13 protein-coding genes are annotated in these 15,131 nt (G+C 36.2%); 10 read left to right on the top strand and 3 right to left on the bottom strand.

The features are described 5' to 3' along the window. Window positions 1–96 precede the first annotated feature (96 nt). Window positions 97–2,946, top strand: a complete 2,850-nt coding sequence (gene polA, locus Q0983_RS09655; protein WP_299551998.1) for a DNA polymerase I — start codon at window positions 97–99, stop codon at window positions 2,944–2,946. Here the strand turns inward: polA and Q0983_RS09660 are convergent. Continuing rightward, window positions 2,943–4,472, bottom strand: coding sequence for a P-loop NTPase fold protein (locus Q0983_RS09660; RefSeq protein ID WP_299552001.1), 1,530 nt, complete (start codon window positions 4,470–4,472; stop codon window positions 2,943–2,945). The genes polA and Q0983_RS09660 overlap by 4 nt on opposite strands. A 134-nt stretch (window positions 4,473–4,606) precedes the next feature. Here Q0983_RS09660 and Q0983_RS09665 point away from each other — a divergent pair, with 134 nt between their 5' ends. After that, complete coding sequence (locus tag Q0983_RS09665; protein ID WP_299552004.1) at window positions 4,607–4,972, top strand: endonuclease domain-containing protein; 366 nt, start codon at window positions 4,607–4,609, stop codon at window positions 4,970–4,972. Window positions 4,973–5,148: 176 nt separating this feature from the next. Beyond that, window positions 5,149–5,502, top strand: a complete 354-nt coding sequence (locus Q0983_RS09670) for a nuclear transport factor 2 family protein (RefSeq protein WP_299552007.1) — start codon at window positions 5,149–5,151, stop codon at window positions 5,500–5,502. Between the two features lie 13 nt (window positions 5,503–5,515). On the opposite strand, the gene Q0983_RS09675 is transcribed toward Q0983_RS09670, so the two are convergent. Beyond that, complete coding sequence (locus Q0983_RS09675) at window positions 5,516–6,085, bottom strand: hypothetical protein (protein ID WP_299552009.1); 570 nt, start codon at window positions 6,083–6,085, stop codon at window positions 5,516–5,518. Between the two features lie 120 nt (window positions 6,086–6,205). Between Q0983_RS09675 and Q0983_RS09680 the strand changes: the two genes are divergently transcribed. The 5 genes from Q0983_RS09680 (at window position 6,206) to Q0983_RS09700 (ending at window position 11,868) form a co-directional block, all read left to right on the top strand. Next, a complete protein-coding gene (locus Q0983_RS09680; protein ID WP_299552011.1) occupies window positions 6,206–7,054 on the top strand; it encodes a hypothetical protein in 849 nt (282 codons plus the stop codon). 64 nt (window positions 7,055–7,118) lie between these two features. Further along, window positions 7,119–9,029 carry a tetratricopeptide repeat protein gene (locus tag Q0983_RS09685; RefSeq protein ID WP_299552014.1) on the top strand — a complete coding sequence of 637 codons (1,911 nt, stop codon included), beginning with the start codon at window positions 7,119–7,121 and terminating at the stop codon, window positions 9,027–9,029. Beyond that, complete coding sequence (locus tag Q0983_RS09690) at window positions 9,026–9,655, top strand: response regulator transcription factor (RefSeq protein WP_299552017.1); 630 nt, start codon at window positions 9,026–9,028, stop codon at window positions 9,653–9,655. The genes Q0983_RS09685 and Q0983_RS09690 overlap by 4 nt, the downstream gene beginning before the upstream one ends. Window positions 9,656–9,813: 158 nt before the next feature. Next, window positions 9,814–10,785: a hypothetical protein gene (locus Q0983_RS09695; protein ID WP_299552020.1), complete on the top strand. Its 972-nt coding sequence runs from the start codon at window positions 9,814–9,816 to the stop codon at window positions 10,783–10,785. A gap of 6 nt (window positions 10,786–10,791) precedes the next feature. After that, window positions 10,792–11,868, top strand: a complete 1,077-nt coding sequence (locus Q0983_RS09700) for a DUF3179 domain-containing protein (RefSeq protein WP_299552022.1) — start codon at window positions 10,792–10,794, stop codon at window positions 11,866–11,868. A 3-nt stretch (window positions 11,869–11,871) separates the two neighbouring features. Here Q0983_RS09700 and Q0983_RS09705 read toward each other — a convergent pair whose 3' ends face one another. Then, a complete protein-coding gene (locus Q0983_RS09705) occupies window positions 11,872–13,818 on the bottom strand; it encodes a YgiQ family radical SAM protein (RefSeq protein ID WP_299552025.1) in 1,947 nt (648 codons plus the stop codon). A gap of 216 nt (window positions 13,819–14,034) precedes the next feature. On the opposite strand from Q0983_RS09705, the gene rplM reads away from it, so the two are divergent. Further along, on the top strand, window positions 14,035–14,490 hold the full coding sequence (gene rplM, locus Q0983_RS09710) for a 50S ribosomal protein L13 (RefSeq protein WP_299552028.1): 456 nt from the start codon (window positions 14,035–14,037) through the stop codon (window positions 14,488–14,490). Further along, window positions 14,490–14,876: a 30S ribosomal protein S9 gene (rpsI, locus tag Q0983_RS09715; RefSeq protein WP_299552031.1), complete on the top strand. Its 387-nt coding sequence runs from the start codon at window positions 14,490–14,492 to the stop codon at window positions 14,874–14,876. Before rplM ends, rpsI begins: the two co-directional genes overlap by 1 nt. Window positions 14,877–15,131 lie beyond the last annotated feature (255 nt).

The following is a 15,131-nucleotide window of genomic DNA, read 5'->3' on the forward strand; positions in this document are numbered from 1 at the left end:
CACTGCGTTTGCACATAAAATTCTTTCATTTATTTTCTTGTGAATTTTTAAATGAAAAATTTCCTGTACATTTGATATTCTATCAAAACAATATCCATGTCCGAACAAAAACGTCTTTTTTTAGTAGATGCATACGCACTTATTTTTCGCGGCTATTATGCTTTTATAAAGAATCCCAGAATTAACTCCAAAGGTACTGATACCTCGGCCATTCTCGGGTTCATGAATTCGTTGTTAGATGTTATTAAACGGGAACGCCCAGACCATTTGGCCGTTTGTTTTGATAAAGGCGGAAGTGTAGACAGAATTGAAATGTATGAGGAATATAAAGCTAACAGAGACGAAACCCCCGAAGCCATTAAAATTGCAGTCCCTTATATCCATGAGATATTGAAAGCCATGCATATCCCCATTATGGTAAAGGAAGGTTATGAAGCCGATGACGTTATAGGAACCCTTTCCAAACAAGCCGAAAAAGAAGGTTATAAAACCTATATGGTTACCCCGGATAAGGATTTTGCACAATTGGTATCTGAAAATATTTTTATGTATCGCCCCGTTTTTGGTGGTGGTTACGAAACCTGGGGCATTCCGGAAGTAAAACAAAAATTTGAAGTTGAAGACCCGTTACAGGTTATTGACTTTTTAGGTATGATGGGAGATTCCAGTGACAACATCCCCGGGTTACCTGGTGTTGGTGAAAAAACTGCTAAAAAGTTTATTAATCAATTTGGATCTATGGAAGGCTTATTGGCTAATACGGACCAGCTAAAAGGCAAAATGAAAGAGAAAGTTGAGGCTAATGGGGAATTAGGTTTGCTATCTAAAAAACTAGCCACTATCATGCTGGATGTGCCGGTGACTTTTGATGCCAAAGATTTTGAACTGGAGCAACCCGATATTGAAGCTGTAAAGCACATTTTTCAGGATTTGGAATTTAGGCGATTAACCGAAAACTTCCTGAAAACCTTTGCAGGAAATGGTGAAACGGCCCCTGCTTCAACAGCAACCCAAACAGTTAAAACGGAAACCAAAGCAGCTCCTAAACCAAAAGCAGCGGCCGGAGCGGGACAATTTTCCTTATTTGGTGATGACAACGATATCGCTACTGAAACCACATCAACATATACCAGAAAAACGGCGGATACTTCATCTCATTTATATCAATACATTAATACCGCAGTTGCTAAAAGGTTATTTCTTGAAAAACTCATGCAACAAGCCAGCGTATGTTTTGATACCGAAACTACCGGCATTAATCCGATAACTGCTGAATTGGTTGGTATCGCTTTTTCCTGGGAAGTCGGCAAAGGCTTTTATTTGCCATTTCCAGAAAGCAAAGAAGAAGCACAAGAACTTATTGAGGAATTACGACCCTTTTTTGAAAGTGAATCCATTGAAAAAATTGGTCAGAATTTGAAATACGACATTAAAGTTTTAGCTAAATACGATGTTTCCGTAAAAGGTAAATTATTTGACACCATGCTGGCCCATTACCTCATCAATCCGGATATGCGTCATAATATGGATGTACTGGCGGAAACCTATTTGAATTACACGCCCATTTCCATTGAAACACTCATAGGTAAAAAAGGAAAGAATCAATTGTCCATGCGTGAAGTAGCTTTGGAAAGACAAACAGAATATGCTGTTGAAGATGCCGATATTACTCTTCAGCTAAAAGAACATTTTCAAAACGAATTGGGTGAAGCCAATATCCAAAAACTGTTTGACGATATTGAATTGCCATTGCTTCGGGTTTTAGCAGACATGGAGCTGGAAGGCATTAATCTTGACAAAGCCTTTTTAAATTCACTATCGGAGGCTTTGGATAGTGATATCAAATCTTTGGAGCAAAAAATATATGATAAAGCCGGAGAAGCGTTCAACATTGCTTCACCAAAACAATTGGGTGTTATTTTGTTCGAAAAACTAAAACTGGTTGATAAACCCAAAAAGACCAAAACCGGGCAATACTCAACTTCAGAAGACGTGTTAAGCTATTTGGCGAAGGACCATGAGATCATTCAAAATATTTTAGACTTCAGAGGACTTTCAAAACTTAAAAGCACTTATGTTGATGCCTTACCAACTCAGGTGGAGGAAAATACCGGAAGAGTACACACCGACTATATGCAAACCGTTGCAGCCACCGGACGATTAAGCAGTAACAACCCAAACCTTCAAAACATCCCTATTCGTACGGAACGCGGTAGACAAGTTAGAAAAGCTTTTATTCCACGAAACAAAAATTACACGCTTTTAGCGGCTGATTATTCGCAAATAGAACTTCGTGTTATTGCTGCTTTAAGTAAAGAAGAAACCATGATTGAAGCCTTTAAAAATGGGGAAGACATTCATGCTTCTACCGCTTCAAAAGTGTTTAATGTTCCCATTGACGAGGTAAGCAGGGAGCAACGTAGTAATGCCAAAACAGTAAACTTCGGGATCATTTACGGGGTTTCTGCATTCGGATTAAGTAACCAAACTAACTTGAGTAGAAGCGAATCTAAAGAATTGATAGATACTTACTATGCCACGTATCCTAAGTTGAGAAGTTTTATAAGTGATCAGGTAGCATTTGCAAGAGATAATGGTTATGTCCAAACAGTTTTAGGCAGACGCAGGTATTTAAAAGACATTAACTCCCGTAATGCCGTAGTGCGAGGTGCTGCAGAACGCAATGCTGTAAATGCGCCAATTCAGGGGAGTGCTGCCGATATTATTAAAATAGCTATGATTAACATTCATCAAAAATTGAATGAAGGTGATTTTAAAACTAAAATGTTACTACAGGTACATGATGAGTTGGTGTTTGATGTTTATAAACCGGAACTGGACACTATTAAAACCCTGGTAAAAACCGAAATGGAAAATGCTTATAAGCTGGAAGTGCCTTTAGATGTTGATTTAGATATTGGGGATAACTGGTTGGAAGCGCATTAAAATAATGTTTTAATAGTTTTCTTCATTTCTATCAGTGGGATATTTGACACATCACTCAGTTCATTAAATTTTATATTGTCTTGTAACAAATACTTAATAAAATAGTAACTTACTGTAACCTCCTCTACTCTTAATCCCTTTTTAAACGTTCCAATTGTGATAATTGACCGAGCATTCATTTTCTGAATATCAGAGGGGCAAAATAAAGTATTTATATAGGCAAATTCAGAAATTGGATTGAGACCTCTTCTTTTGTCACTTTCATTTAGGTAAAACCTAGTTGACAAAATTTCACTTAACGAAATTCGTTCAACTACAATCAACTCATAAATACGAGAAAAAAAATCGAGCCCATCATTAACAGTATTTGCTATATAAACTTGACTTTTATTGGAACTATTAATTTTTGCACTTTCTTCAATAGCCTTTTCAAAAACTTTCATTTTTAAGTCGAGATTAAACATGTCATCCAGTATCTCAGGGTAAAACTCATGTATAACGATTAAATAAAGCGTTATTACTGTCTCCAAATAGTTTCCCCCATTAGATGTCAAAATGCATGGGATTAACCTACTCTGTTTTTCTTGTAAAGTATCTTGTTCTTTCAGGTTTTTTATGGTTAGATATTTATTCAGAACTTTTTTAACCTTTCTAGGGTTAGTAAATCTCAGTTCTCTAAAAAATTTTGCAATATTCACATTCAAACGTCCATCAACTTCTTTTAATTTTCTGTCATCAAAATATTGACTTACTAGCTTTAACAAATCATCATGCTCAGGCATTGTAAAAGAAATATCAAATACTTTTTCTAAATATTCATTAGCCTTTACCACATTACCATATTTGGTTTTTACTGCCTCATTAACCGCTTTTTTATCAACACCACAAAAGAAAATGGTCTTTTCTCCATAGGTAAAAAACAGCTTTAAAGCTGATAACAAATTCAACACATTTTCAGGTTCACACCTATCTAAATCATCAATAAAAACAATGTTAAACTTTGGATTCTTACCTCTAGTTACATGACTCTCCCATTTTCCAAATTCTTCTTGAAACTTTTTCTTTAATTGATAAAATGTTTCTTTTGGTTCTTCCTCTAAAGATTCAACTATTTTACTTCCATCGATACTTAGCCCAGGGACAGTTATCCTCATAGATTTAGAAAAACCCCTAAATAATTTTGCAGCAACTTCGACTATTTCGCCTAATGCTTCTTCAGTTGAATCTGAACTCTTATAACTTAAATATTCAAGTAATGACAAGGATAAATTATCATCACTTTCATACTGCCAGGCTTCAAAGAAGTAGGTATTAAAACTTCCTTTTAACTCTTTTTCCAAATATTTCATTAATGTACTTTTTCCACTCCCCCATTCTCCATAAAGAGAAAACATTTTTATCTCCGTAAACTCCTCTGTATTACTTTCTAAAAAGGTTTTTATAATTTGGCCTTTATCAATAATTCCCAGATAGTCATTCTCTTCATTTAAGTCTTCAACGGGTAGATTATTCAGTATTTTGGACATAAGTTTTATTTTCTATTAAAAGTAAGAAAAATCTAATTTATATTTGTGTTCAATACACCCCTATAATCCCCTCGAGGGGATATTGGTTTGGATTGTCCCCTTGAGGGGACCACAGGGGTGTCAGTATACATAAAATGAGAAACAAAATAATCCCATATAACCCGGAATTAAAATTACTGGCAAGACAGTTAAGAAAAAATAGTACCTTACCAGAAGTTTTATTATGGCAAAATATAAAACAACGTGCTATGGGCGTACAGTTTCACAGACAAGTCCCCATGCTCAATTATATTGTTGATTTTTATTGCCATGAAATTGGTTTGGCAATTGAAATTGACGGTAAAAGTCATGATCATAGTTTTTTATATGATGTCAAAAGACAAGGAGCATTAGAAGCGTATGGTGTTAAATTTCTAAGGTTTTCTAATGATGACATTAAAAAGAACATGTTCAGTGTTTTATTAGTTATTGAGGAAACTGTGAAAGATTTGTTAGAATAAATTAGAATTAAAAACACCCCTAAAGTCCCCTCAAGGGGACATTGGTTTTGGAATATTCAGTGAAATTGGAAATGAAATTAAACATCCTTTAAGTTAAAATATGTCAGGCAAGCACTCACAAAGGGGTTGTCCCTCAAGGGGACAATCTGATTTGAAAAACTTTTATAACCTTTAATATGACCACACAACAACTTGTAAATAAATGGTTTGATGTTTGGGAGCGTGGTGATTTTGAAAACATCCCGGTTTCTGATAATTTTTCGCATACAAGCCCTTTTGGAACCATTAGTGGTAAAAAAGCGTATTTAGCTCTCGTTTCTCTAAACAAAGAGCAATTTTTAGGGCATGACTTTATTATCCATGATATTATTTCAGAAAACAATAAAGCCTGTGTTCGTTATACCGCAGTAAAAGGTGATTTTAGATTGGATGTTAGCGAATGGCACTATTGCAACAATAATCTCATCGAAAAGATCATAGCCCATTATCACATTGGTGAGATTAGGGAGGATAAACAATTAAATATGTAACCTTAAGTAAGCTTTAAAGATTATCTAAATCCGGTTTAATAGTTACAGTAACCGTTATAGACACATCGGTAATAAAGCTCACCGGATTGTCTGATACGGATCCGTGATATAAAAATCCAATGGACCTAAATTGAGAGATAGCCTTATTAACATTGGTGAAGTCTCCTTCCAACGTGTATAATGTATTATTGAAATCGGCTTGCGCTAAATTGGTCACCACGGTATCAAAGGATTCTCCGCCTTGCCCTACAGAAAATGTCATGGTACCCTCAACATGAGCATCCTGATTTCCAACGACATCCTTAAAAAAATAGCGCACCGTATTGATTTCAATTTTAGTTATCTCATCCGGATCGCCTAAAAAATCTACTATATTAGGGTCTTTGGAAAAATCCCAAAATCCAAGATTGGATTCAAAGTCCATAGCTTCATCAGGGGAACTACCATGAGGAACATTAATTTCTAATTCTGTAATAAAAGTAGATTTTACTTCTATTTCTTCTTCAAATAGTTCTTCCAACTCCTCGCATGAAGACATAAGCATAAAAAAAAGTGAAAGAAAGATCAATAGTTTGCGTTTCATAATCTTTAGTCTTTTACGTTTGAAGTAAAATTATGGCAACCCTTCAATCATTCATATACCTAACTGTAGGTATTTGTTGCTCTTAGACCGGTTTGTAGCTTTGACACAAAAGCTTTAATCATGAAATCAATTTCTTTATCTCTCATTCTATTGACACTATTTACAGGAAGTGTCATGGCCCAAAGTATAGGCCTTAAAGACATCGTTCAAAAAAGAACCAATGATTTTAACGCCACAGTCAGGGCCGATCATTATGGAGGCAGTATAGCCTTTAACCGAACGTATAGAGCCAATTGTGTTGGTACTTACGATATTACATGGAAATTCAACAAAAGCCTGTATCAGATACAAAACGGAGAACAGTTTACCATTACTATTACATGTAGAAATTGTAGAACGGCTTGCGGTTATAAATGGGGCATTGCCAATGTTTATGCAGCAAATAATGTTAGAAACATCAGCCAATACCCAAACTATACTTACAATGCCAATATCACTCAGGTAAGAACAACCGCAGGCGCTTCAGGTGTACACGATTGGTATCCGGGACACCGGTCTCATAACTATACCTTTGTATACAACAAGAAGAAAAATGCCCCCCTAACTGCTTTTGTTTTCAATTTTGCAGGGCACATGGTATACTATGTTTTTGAAGAAGGGGTTACAGGTTCCCGTTCCGGGGCAGTAAATTGCCATACGTTATTTGGACTGGGCAAACTGGTATATGGGTTAGAACTTGGTGCTTACGAAGGTTACGGATGGGAATGGATGAACACTACAATTGGCTATGCCCTGGAACACATTAAGGCTTCCAATTGCTTAAGCAGCACCTATCTTACAGACCTGAAACGCCGAATTTACGGAGCTCCAAACACAAAACTATTTTTAGAGGAAATAAAATCGTATTCCAGAAAACTGGATAGTGAAATTAATAGTTCCTGTGGTTGTTGCGCCACCTGCAACAATTAAAATATAAAGGCACAAATATGTATCTTTAAAGGAAATGATTTGCTCTGTTTTGAAAAACAATTTATTGCTCATATTCATATCCATAAGCTGTTTTGTTTGCGGACAAAATGGCCTGGTGGATAGTTTAACCACCAAACTCTCTGAAACAACTTCATTATTTGAAAAGGCTAAACTCAATTTGCAACTGGCCAATATATATGAACGCATTGACTTAAATAAAGCCAAATCATATGCCTATGAAGCCCTAAAATATACCGACAACGATTCCTTATTGGCAGAAACCAGTAATCAATTGGGGCGATTTCATTTTTTTACGGCACAACTGGATTCTGCTTCCATTTACTTTAGTGAAGCCAAAACCATTTTAAAAAAACTTAAAGATGAGCATCGTGCAGCTATTATCAATATTAGTTTAGGAGCTATTCAGTTGCGTCAGGGACATTATGAGAACACAATAAAAATCTTAACTGAAAGCGCCTCATTCTTTGAAGACACCAATGATGACCTCAATGCAGCAAAATGCTACAGTAATATTTCAAGTGCCTTTGCCGAACTGGACAACTATGATAAGGCTATTGAGTATAGTGAAAAAGCCTTAACTATATTCCACAAGAATGATTTAACCCAATTTCAATTAATTACACTTCCCAATCTTGCAACCCAACATTTTAAAAAGGGAGATACCTTAAAAGCCATTGGCTATTATAATGATGCCGAAACTATAGCAAAATCGGTTAACGATAATAGGTCACTTTCAATTATTTACAATAACCTGGGGCATATTTATTTAGAGAACGATACTGACAAATCTGAAAACTATCTTAAGCAGGCTCTTAAATTAAAAAATGAATTGAATCTTAACTCCGGTATTGAAATCACAAAAAGTAATTTGGGCTATATCTATTTAAAAAAGAAAGATTATGCTAAAGCTATTGCCCTTTTAAAAGAAGCGGAACCATTAATTAAAGGCAAACAACTTAGCTCTGTATATGATTTCTTATCAAGGAGTTATAAGGGTTTGGGAAACTTCCCCAGAGCATTAGAATTTGCTGAAAAAGCAAAACAATTAAATGATAGCCTGCTTAGTGCCGAGAACCAAAATACTATCCTGGACATTCAGACCAAGTACGAAACGGAAAAAAAAGAAAAAGAAATTCTGCAACTCAAGGCAGACAATTTGGAGGCCAATTATAGGCGACGTCAAAACAGGAATTTATTAATCGCAGCACTTGCAGCCCTGGTGGTGGTAGTTTTAGGCTTGTATATGATTGTAAAAAATGCCAAACGTAAACGCATAATCATGGAGCAAAATCTAACCATCCAGGAACAAAATTTCAATCAATTACTAAAAGCTCAGGAACTTGAGGAAATTGATGCTATTTTAGATGCTCAAGAACAGGAGCGTACTAAAATGGCTGCAGACCTGCACGATAATCTTGGTAGCAAAGTAGCAACCCTTAAACTTTATTTAGAAAATTATGATGAGAATGAATCCTTTTCAACCTTTTATGAAAAGCTTAAATCCCTGATGAATGAAACCTACGACGAAATAAGAAGCATTGCCAGGAATAAGAATTTTGGAGCTAAAATAGATAAAGGGCTTATACCATCAACTTCAAGCATTGCCAAACAAATCTCCGATTCCAACAAACTGAATATTAAGGTCATTAATGTGGATGTTAAAAACAGAATTGAAAACACTTTAGAGATTCAGTTGTTCAGAATCATTCAGGAATTGTTAACCAATATCATTAAACATGCTAAGGCAACGGAAGCCATAGTCCAGTTCTCTGAAGATAACAATGTTTTAAATATTATTGTGGAAGACAATGGAAAAGGGTTTAACGTTAATAATCAACGTTCTGGCGTAGGACTAAATAATATTGAAAAACGTGTGGAAAAGATCAATGCCGAATGGGTTATTGACTCCTCTGAAGGAAACGGAACAACTGTAATTTTAAATATTCCATTGTGACTATAAAAATTCTCATAGCGGATGATCACCAACTGTTTATTGATGGCATCAAATCCATCTTATTAAAGGAGATTGGAATTGATGTTATTGCCGAAGCTTCCAATGGTTTAAAAGTACTTCAACTACTGGAAAACAATGTATCTCCCGACATTATAATCACCGATATTCGTATGCCTGTAATGGATGGTATTGCACTAACAAGGGAGCTCACCAAATCTTATACTAATATTAAAGTTCTTGCTTTAAGCATGTACGATCAAACTGCTGATGTGATAGAAATGCTTGATGCCGGTGCCAAAGGCTACGTAACAAAAAATGTAGATAAGAAAGAACTGGTTAATGCCATACACACTTTGGTGAAAGGCGATTATTTTTTTAGTGACAACCTTCCTCAAGACATAAAAGACTGGTTTAACAAAGAACAAACGAGCCATAAAGCTTCTCTAACAAGACGAGAAAAGGAAATATTAAGCCTGTTAGCAAAAGGAAGAACCTCATTGCAAATGGCTGAGCAGTTAAAATTGAGCAAATACACCATAGATACCCACCGCAAAAACATCCATAAAAAATTAGGTATTAAGACCAATGCCGGATTAATAAATTATGCCATTCAAAACCTTATTTGATAAACCTTCATGGAAAAGAACTTTGCATTGAAATAGCTAGCGCTAACTTATTGTATTATATAAGCAATTAAATCTCTAACCGGCTCCCGGAAAACGTTAAAATTAGTAAGGCTTATCAGCAATTAACGACCTCATATACAACCACTAACGGAGTTGCTATGAGTTATAAAGGGGTTCTTTGTGTATTAGGCATTTTATATGCTGTAACAAATAATGCTCAGACGTGTTGTTCAGGTGGTATACCGCTTTCTAATAATTTGGGGTTACCTATTTCTGAAAAAGGCACACTTCAACTAGGGCTTAATTATGATTATAATAATTTAAACACCCTGAACAATGGTACCAAAAACCTGGATGATAATTCCAGGTTACGTATTACACATTCCGTTTTGTTAAACACCGGTTATGCCATAACCAACAACTTTTCGGTAGAAGGCCTGTTTACCTGGGTAAATCAACGAAGAAAAATTACCCAGTTTGGAAACGAAAATCTGGACCAAACTTCCGGTATTGGAGATGCCGTATTATTGCTCAAGTACAATTTTCCGGAACTTATAGGCAAAAATACCGGTTTTGCTATTGGAGCCGGAACCAAAATCCCTTTAGGGTCATCCACTGAAACTAATGACCAGGGCATTACTTTAAATGCCGATTTACAACCCGGAAGTAATGCCTGGGATATTATTTATTGGTTGTCTGCTTCAAAAAGTTTTGATTTCAGGCCCACATTTAATATTTCCTCCAGAATCATTTACAGAAGCACTGGTACTAATAATACATATTTCAACGATTCCAGTTATAAATTTGGAAATGAGCTTCAGGTATTCCTTAATTTTTCAGATGAATACACACTTTTTAAAACACTAATAAATCCAAGTATTTCTTTTAAGTACAGAGATGCAGATCAGGATCAAATTGATGGTTTTAACCTGGATAACACGGGAGGTAGCTGGGTTTCTGTTATCCCAAACTTTTCGTTTAATATAGCTTCGAATATGGCCTTTTCTTCCAGAGCAGAAATACCTGTTTACAACAATGTGGATGGTACGCAGCTAACACCAACCTTTAGAATTACAACCGGTCTTCTGGTTACGTTAAAACCTAAACCAAAATTGTTAAACCTAAACTAAAAAGCTATGAAAAAGACTATAATTTTTGCGCTGATGTGCTCATCATTGCTACTGGCATGTAGCAGTAGTAGTGAAAGCGCTAATACAGACAATTCAAATAATGGCGGTAACAGCAATATACCCCCTTCAAATAATTCCTGGTTAATTCCTGTAAATGAGGTTAAAGATGGTGGCCCGGGTAAAGATGGTATCCCCTCTATAGACAACCCTGTTTTTATTAATGCCAATGAAGCTTCCTTTATAAGAGGGGACGAATTAATTGTTGGTATTATTCTGGATGGCCAGGCCAAGGCATATCCTCATAAAATTCTTGATTGGCATGAAATAGTCAATGATAATTCCGTAACTATTAATTATTGCCCTTTAACGGGGAGTGCTTTAGGGTGGAAATCTTACTCTAATAAAGAAAAAACAACCTTTGGAGTTTCCGGGCTGCTTTATAATAGCAATCTTATTTTATACGACCGGAATACAGACAGCAATTGGTCTCAAATGAGGTTACAATGTGTAAATGGCGCTTTAATTGGAGATACCCCTGAAATAACCCGAATTATTGAAACCAATTGGCTTACCTGGCAAGCCCTATACCCAAACACAAAAATTTTAAGTCTTGATACAGGCTTTTCCCGGGATTATAATAGATACCCGTATGGCGATTACAAAATCAATCATCAGCGATTTATATTTACAGCTTCTCCAAGTAATAGCTCCCTGCCCAGTAAAGAAAGAGTTTTTGCCATAATTGAAGAGGAGAAATCCAAAGCCTATCAATTTTCAAAATTTAAAAATGGTAAAGCCTTTAAGGACCTTTTTAACGGTAAGGAGCATTTGGTGGTGGGTAATGAACATCTGATTACAGCTTTTAAATTGGACGGCACCCATGCTAATTTAGAGTTCGAATATGATTTTAACGACTCTAAAACCTTTTTCAAAGACAATGAAAATAATACGTGGAATGTTTTCGGTGAAGCTATCTCGGGCCCAAGAACGGGTGAAGTTTTAGACAACAGTAAGGCTATGGTAAGTTTCTGGTTTGCTTTAGCTGCTTTTTACCCAAACCCTGAAATTTATAACGAACCATAAATACTATTTACGCTTTCCTTTTGGTCTGAACTTAGCCTTATTTTTACGTTGATTAAAAGGCACGGCATCATTAAAGGTGTGTTTAGGCTTTCCGGGTTTGTTTTTCCGCCATTTATCATTTTCGGGCAAGAGTACTTTCAATAGATCCTGACGCCCCAGTTTATTTAAAGTGTTTTTAATCCAGGCCTTGTTTTCGTGCTTATACCAAAAGAAAAACCGGTGTTGTTCGTCTTTTTCCTTGGACGTTTTCGGTGTTTTTATTTCCTGAAGAGTATACGGATGATAGCCGCTATAATAAATCACTGTAGCCACTGTCATGGGTGTAGGTGTAAATCCCTGAACCTGTTCTAACTGAAAACCCATATCCTTGGTCTCGGCAGCCAAATCGGCCATATCTTCCGCTTCACATGCCGGATGATTTGATATGAAATATGGTATAAGTTGTAGCTTTAACTTATGTTTACTATTGATTTTATCAAAACGTTCCTTGAACTTGTGAAAATAACTGAATGATGGTTTGCGCATAAGTTTTAAAACCGGATCGCTGGTATGCTCCGGTGCCACCTTAAGTCTGCCGGACACATGTTTGGTCATGACCTCTTCGGTATAATCATCCAATTCTTTAGCATCGGCATTTTTATTAAACTCCGGCACTAACATATCATGGCGGATCCCACTTCCTATAAAAGATTTTTTTACTTTAGGATGGCTGTCTACAGCTCTGTATAATTCGGTTAAAGGTTTATGAGATGTATCCAGATTACTACATATAACAGGCGAAATACAGGAAGGTGCCACACATTTATCACATATTTCCTGGATCTTTCCTTTCATCTTATACATATTGGCACTGGGCCCGCCAATATCAGATAAATAACCTTTAAAGTCAGGCATATTAGCTACCTTATCTACTTCCTTCAAGACAGATTCCTGACTACGTGATGCTATAAACTTACCCTGGTGTGCCGAAATAGTGCAAAAGCTACAACCTCCAAAACACCCTCTATGGGCATTGATTGAAAATTTAATCATTTCATAGGCAGGTATCGGTCCGCGCTTATTATACTTTGGGTGAGGTAACCTGGTATAAGGCAAATCAAAAGAGGCGTCAATCTCTTTTTCGATCATAGTTGGATATGGTGGATTGATCATCAAGGTCTTCGCTCCTACTTTTTGGAAAATACGCCTGGCATAGAGTTTATTGGACTCTTGCTCTATAATTTTAAAATTGGATGCATAAGTCTTTTTATCATTTAAACAATATTCATGCGATGCAATTTCAACATCTTCCCAGTTGCTGTTCTTTGGTATTTTAGCATTAGCTTCCAATAAAACGGCAGTCTGTTTTACAGTTGTAATACTACTAAAAGGAACCCCTTTGAGCAGCAAACGCACCACTTCACGTAAAGGCTGTTCGCCCATGCCGTACACCAACATATCCGCTTTTGAGCTTTCTAAGATAGTTGGCATTAACTTGTCACTCCAATAATCATAATGCGTAACCCGCCTCAAAGACGCTTCAATACCTCCTATAAGTACCGGAACATCCGGCCATTTTTCTTTTAAAATATTAGAGTAAACTGTAGTGGCATAATCGGGTCTGAAGCCAATATCACCATTTGGTGTATAAGCATCTTTTTTACGGCGCCTTTTATTAGCATTATAATTGCTAACCATAGGGTCCATACAACCGCCTGTTACTCCGAAAAACAACTTAGGGGCACCCAGTTTTACAAAATCCTGAAGGTTATCATTGACATTGGGCTGTGGTACAATAGCAACCCTTAAGCCATAACTCTCTAAAATACGCCCAATAACCGCAGGGCCAAATGATGGATGGTCTATATAGGCATCGCCGCTAAACAAAATGACGTCTAGTTCATCCCAGCCGCGTATTTTAACCTCACGGTTTGTAGTAGGTAACCAATCTGAAAGTCTTAACTCCTGCATAGCACTGCAAAAATAGGCAAAATAAAAACGCTTATAAATTAAATTAAAATGGAGAACTGTATTAATAGTACTTTTATCCCTTGAAAATCAAATAAAAAAGAAGCTAGAAATAAGTTTAAAAATAAGCCCCTACACTATTTGGTAATCAAATATTTAATCGTAAATTTGCAAACTCTTTTTGAGAGAGGAATGTTTAATAAATAAAAATAATTTAGTGTGGACACATTAAGCTACAAAACTATTTCGGCCAACAAAGCTACTGTAAACAAGCAGTGGGTTTTAGTTGATGCTGAAGGTCAGACGCTTGGTCGTTTAGCTTCAAAAGTTGCAAAACTTTTAAGAGGTAAGCACAAGCCAAACTTCACACCACACGTTGATTGCGGTGATAACGTTATTGTTATCAACGCAGAAAAGATCAACTTATCTGGAAATAAGTGGACTGATAAATCATACATCCGTCACACAGGTTACCCAGGTGGTCAAAGAAGTTTAACTGCTACTGAATTGTTTGGAAAAAATCCGGCAAGAATAGTAGAAAAATCAGTAAAGGGAATGTTGCCTAAGAACAAACTAGGAGCGGCATTATTCCGTAATCTAACAGTTGTTGTAGGTTCAGAGCACAATCATGAAGCTCAAAAGCCTAAAGCAATTAACTTAAATGAATTCAAATAATGGATGTAATTCACAAAATTGGCCGTAGAAAGACGGCTGTTGCTCGTGTGTATGTAGCCCAGGGAAAGGGAAACATAACTATTAACAAAAAAGACTTAGCGGATTACTTTACTACTGCAACATTACAGTATAAAGTGAATCAACCTTTAGCTTTGACTAACAATGAAGGCAACTTTGATATTACAGTAAATGTATATGGAGGTGGCATTACTGGTCAGGCCGAAGCTGTACGTTTAGCTATATCTCGTGCTTTATGTGAAGTGGATGCTGAAAACAGAGCTATCTTAAAACCAGAAGGTTTATTAACCAGAGACCCAAGAATGGTAGAGCGTAAAAAATTCGGTCAGAAGAAAGCGCGTAAGAAATTCCAGTTCTCTAAACGTTAATACCTTTTCGAAGTTTATTTGGATTTGTCACACTGAGCGTAGTCGAAGTGTCTTTCAAATAAACTTCAAATTAAAACAAATTAAAAAAAACAGTTATTGTTGTTCCTAGCCCCACGGCAGGATTTAGTTTAGCATCTAAATGGTTAAGGCGATTTGAAAAATGACCACTTAATCATTGCTAATTCAACAGAACGTAAACTATTACAAAAATGGCAGTAGAAGTAAAAGAATTACTTGAAGCAGGTGTACACTTCG

Source organism: Seonamhaeicola sp., assembly GCF_028281565.1.
GTDB lineage: Bacteria > Bacteroidota > Bacteroidia > Flavobacteriales > Flavobacteriaceae > Seonamhaeicola.